The following is a 4,575-nucleotide window of genomic DNA, read 5'->3' on the forward strand; positions in this document are numbered from 1 at the left end:
GAACGCAGATTCCATCATTCAACCCGCTCTCAACGTTTAACCCTTCACGCACGGACGCGGGAACCTTGGGATTGCTCACAACAGCTTTACCGAGCGCAGCATCGGTGGGAGCCAGAAGGGTTGCCAGTATTGCCAATTCCAACGGTGGGACCTGTGGGAACAGCCAAACGCCGACTAGCCAACCACCCGCTATGGTCAGTGGTAGCCCTATCATCAGTAAGCGCAGCGGAAGTCCTTCATTGGCCCGCAGGACCTTCAGGTTGGCGTTGGCCGCATCGCTGAACAGAACAATCGCCAGCGTCAGCTCAGCCAGGAACTTGAGGTCATCCCTGTCAATCCGGGGTTGCAGAATGCCCAGAAATGCCGGGCCGAGAAGCAGACCGGCAAGCATGAACATAAGCGGGCCATTGAGCAGGCGTGACTCRAAGCGCCCCGCAAAAATGCTGTAGGTAAGGAGGAAGGCGGCAAGCAGCGCTAAGTTCTGATACATCGATGACCTGCCTGTTCAGGGTGGGCAGCTGGAACACGCAGCCTTGAGGTAAGTAACTTGAAGGGGACGGGCTTCAGGCATGGGAGATGACGCCTAATGAGGGGTGCGCTAAGCATAGGTGGTGTCCTTTGGATGCGCATATCCTTCAGGTGTTCGGGCAAAAATCGGCCAGAAGCTGTCCGTCGATTCCACCCGAGAAGCTTGTTCTTTCTGTAGGAGCTTGTCATTGAGCGCAATGCCCGCTCACTATTTTTCCGTTGCTGTTGCACCTGGAGGAGCGAACCCGGGCGGTACTTTGAGCCACGGGAAGCCCTGCAACGCCATGTCATAACCGGTGTCGTAGAGCTTGCGCATGTACTCGTTGTCGAACTCTTCCTTGTGGGGGAAGTTGAAGCTCGACGGTATGAACCCGAGGTTGAAGTCCACCCCGTCGCGCTGGGTGGTCGCATAGATCCGGTACAGGTCGCCGATGCCCTGGCTGTGGATCAACGAGGCGACCGCGCGCCCAGCGATGCTCATAGTGCTGCGCTCGACCTGCGCCCAGTCCGGATCGAGTCGCGAGTTGCGTATCACGTAGAGCCTACGCTCGCGGGTGACTCCTGCTTTTGCAGACTCCTCGTTGATACGGATCCCGGCCGGATAAGCGAATACCTGCGCCATGATGCCACCGTCCACGTGCATTTCCTGATAGGTTTTACCGTCGACTTCCACATCGATCATCATTGGCGGAAATCCTCCCGGAATCGAGGCGGAGGCGATCATGATTTTCACGAAAAGGTCCAATGCCTGAGGACCACCATAGGTCGCGATTTTCCCCATGTCCCAGATAATGGGGCGTCGCGCATCGAGGTCGGCGGTGGCAATCAACAGAAAGCGGCCCTTTGCGTACTCGGCGGCGATCTCCTTGAGCATGGCATCGGTCACCGATTTGCGCGTCAGCTCCAACAGCGGGGCGTTGTCCGACATCGCATCGCCCAACACGCCTGCGAAAAAGCCGCGATGCAAAATGACGTCTTTGGGCGATAAGGTGGTATAGACCCTCTTCAGCTCCGCGTCGTACTTGGGCCCAAGAAAGGCGAACGGCGCAATCAGTGCGCCCGTGCTAATGCCGGTAACGAGTTTGAATTCAGGGCGCGTTCCTTTAGCCGTCCAGCCATTCATCAATCCCGCGGTGAACGCGCCATTATCACCACCGCCGGAAATGGCCAGAAATACCGCTGGCGGTAGGCCCCCCTTGTGCCCCTGCTTCACCAGATAAGCCTGTTCCCGCTGCAGCGCTTCAAACGCGACTCGGGTCAGCTCTGTCATGTCTCCGCCACCGACATAACGCACCCCGCTCATTCCCGGAATCTGCGCTCTCGCCGTCAACTCGGACGGCACTGCGGGAAGGCGAGGCGGCGTCATGGTACAGCCTTGTATCAGTACAAGCAGTGCGACAATCAGGCTGGTGATTTTCATGGTCATCTATCGCTCTAAAAGTGTTCGATCCGCTTGCTCGTGGCGCCATTCCATCATCTGTAACATCCAATGGCGTCCGCTTGGTTGATCAACGATCGATTAGAGGTCTCAACTGCTTCGAAGCGACTGGTTCCCTGAAGTCGAGCAGTCATTCCCTATGCGTCCTGATCGCTTGCAATAGCTGGAACGATAGCATTGCTAAACCGTTCCGCTACTGCGCAACCTCTAGATCGAGCACATCCAGCTTGATCTAGCGTTAAAGGCGCAGAAAACCAGGTTAGCGGCGAGCAGACGCAGATCGGAGGCCCAGACCTGAAGATGGACAGCCGAACAGCCATCCGTTTGGTCACGCAAGGTGTGACTACAATCGGCGCAACGTCTGCTTTTGGCCGATTTTGTTGAAAAAGTCGGCCATGGTTTCCACAGCAGAAAAGTATGCGTCCGAGATTGAAATCTTAACTTTCGGCAGAGGTTTCCGGACTCAGATTTCACGTAGCGGCGTGCTAAAAAGGAGTTTTCACCAGTCAATGATCAGGCCGTTTGGGCGGACCGACTTTTTCAAAAGAATCGGCCGATAGTTGCCTGTCACAAATGGCAGGTAACAACCAGCATCGGACAAATGTCCCGCGAACGCATGAATAGAACGTAGCGTAAATCCTATGTTTCAAAGCCCTGCGCCGAAGCGATACTGCCAGACCATGCCAACAGCATCGTATTCGCTGCCCGTGCGGGTATGTCCGCCATTGCTCGCATTCAGCTTTATCGAATGGTTGCGGTTCAACGGCAGCGTGAGGGTGCATCCGTAGCGGGTGTTTTCCTGAAAATCGTGGTTACTGACTCCATCGACTGAGCTGCTGCCGCCAGCGAAGTAGGTCGCATCCAGCGAACCCCAGACACCATTGTTGAAGGCGTAGATAAGATGCCCTTGTATCTGGTAAATCGGGTCCTGGGAAAGCACGTGGTCCCCGAGTAACTCTTCATTGTCGGTGAAAAAGGTTCCCGCGCCGGATAATTCCAGGGTCACTTGTCCCACACGTTTGGAAACCCCGAGTTCAGGCTTGAATGACCAGCGATTGTTGCCGAGATTTATCAGCCTGCTGTCGTCGTATTGGCCGAGTGGCGCCGTGATCGCCAGGCTGGCGCCGATAATTACATCCTGTTGGTAGCTGGGGAACTCAGCCAGGGACATCGCCGGGGCGCCATACAAATTGACCGAGAAACGAAATCTTGGATCGATCAACCCAGTGACATCACGTTCCTTGGGTTCACCGGCAAGCAAGGCTGAGCCGGTCAATTTCGCCTCGGGCACGACGATATCGAACTTCCCCGAGCGGCCCCAGACGTCCAGGGATCTGGCAAAGGCAAACACGACCGTCTTGATGTTGAGCTTGGCATCTTCGAGCGGGATCGAGGGGTTGGCCGTCACGTTGCCATGGAGGTCGCTGTAGCCTATGAGCAGGAAATTGATACCGACCGGTGTATTGGCGTAGGACCTGGGTTCGAGATCCTCTGCCACTGCACCGGTGGCTAGCATGATGAGCGAAACGGATGCGAACCGAACCAGCCTGACGACGCAGAGTTTGTGTTTCATCCACATTCGCTCGCTTCTGTGAGGACCTCGGAGTTCTATGAGTTGTAGCGCATCTGTATTTGTTTGGCACATGCAGCTGCCATCAGCACTGCGTGTTCGCACTTAAAGTTTGATCGTATACTCTTAGCCGATCAGTGCATGGGCATACTGTTTGTTGGATGAGGTTTGCCCCCTAGTTTCGTGGACAACTCGACGCCTTATAACAAGGCGCTGCAAGAGACAGATCGTCTGGGATTCCTCAGACGAAATCGACAGGCAGCTTTTGGCTGTGGATTCAACCGGTCGATGCAACACAACTAAATTTTGTGTAAGCAGAAGGAGTGTTGCAGATGAAGCAGAGACCTCGGATCTATTACACCGAAAGCCAGAAAAAACTGATGCGGAATTACTGGCAGAAAGGCGACTGCTCTCCAGCAGATCGCCTAGCTATTTGGTCGAAACCATTCATCGATACAGCGCATCTTGGCCCAAACACGGGGTATCAGTTCAACTGAGCCCCCTCCGGTACGCAGAACATGCTGGTTATTGTTTGCCCTGCCATGTATCGCGCACCGATTGTCCCGAGTCAGGGCGCCGCTCACTAGCTGTCGCCTGCGTATTCACCTGAAGCGACCGGCAGACGGCCTCAACGATTGAGCTTGGTAATCTTTGAACCCTGCAATCCCAGCCCGGCCATTAAGCCCTTTTGATCAAAGATGAATGCATAGATATCGGACTTAACCGTTGAAGTAGTCATCGACTTGGCCATGCCTGAATCTAYGACCACGATGCTTGGACCCACACCGRCCTCAAATCCATTGACAGTTTTCAGATCGTTCATCGCTGAATTGGTCATGAAGAACATCACGTACCCAAACCTCTGCACGCCCGCCTGAAGGCCGTATGAGGCTGCTGTGGTCGCGTAGTATCCCGTGACTTTTCCGTTCTCGATCAATTCGCCTTCGCCATGCTGTGCGCCGGCGATGAGGCCCGCTTTCAGCACATCAGGGAAAACGAGGATACCCTTGGCTCGCTGCGCGAGAGCTCGCGCTTGCGG

General features: G+C 55.1%; 4 protein-coding genes. All 4 read right to left on the reverse strand.

The annotated features are described in order from the left end of the window. Nucleotides 1-490 (reverse strand): cation:proton antiporter domain-containing protein (locus tag AC1DSG_RS27930; protein ID WP_477793761.1); only part of this gene is annotated, 490 nt, incomplete at its 3' end. Between the two features lie 246 nt (nt 491-736). Further along, the gene (locus AC1DSG_RS27935; protein ID WP_477793762.1) at nt 737-1,954 is read right to left on the reverse strand and encodes a patatin-like phospholipase family protein; all 1,218 of its coding nucleotides are present in this window, start codon (nt 1,952-1,954) and stop codon (nt 737-739) included. A gap of 658 nt (nt 1,955-2,612) precedes the next feature. Continuing rightward, on the reverse strand, nt 2,613-3,539 hold the full coding sequence (locus AC1DSG_RS27940; protein ID WP_477793763.1) for a transporter: 927 nt from the start codon (nt 3,537-3,539) through the stop codon (nt 2,613-2,615). A 625-nt stretch (nt 3,540-4,164) separates the two neighbouring features. After that, nucleotides 4,165-4,575 (reverse strand): lipid-binding SYLF domain-containing protein (locus AC1DSG_RS27945; protein ID WP_477793764.1); only part of this gene is annotated, 411 nt, incomplete at its 5' end.

This window comes from Pseudomonas sp. P5_A12 (genome assembly GCF_056400685.1).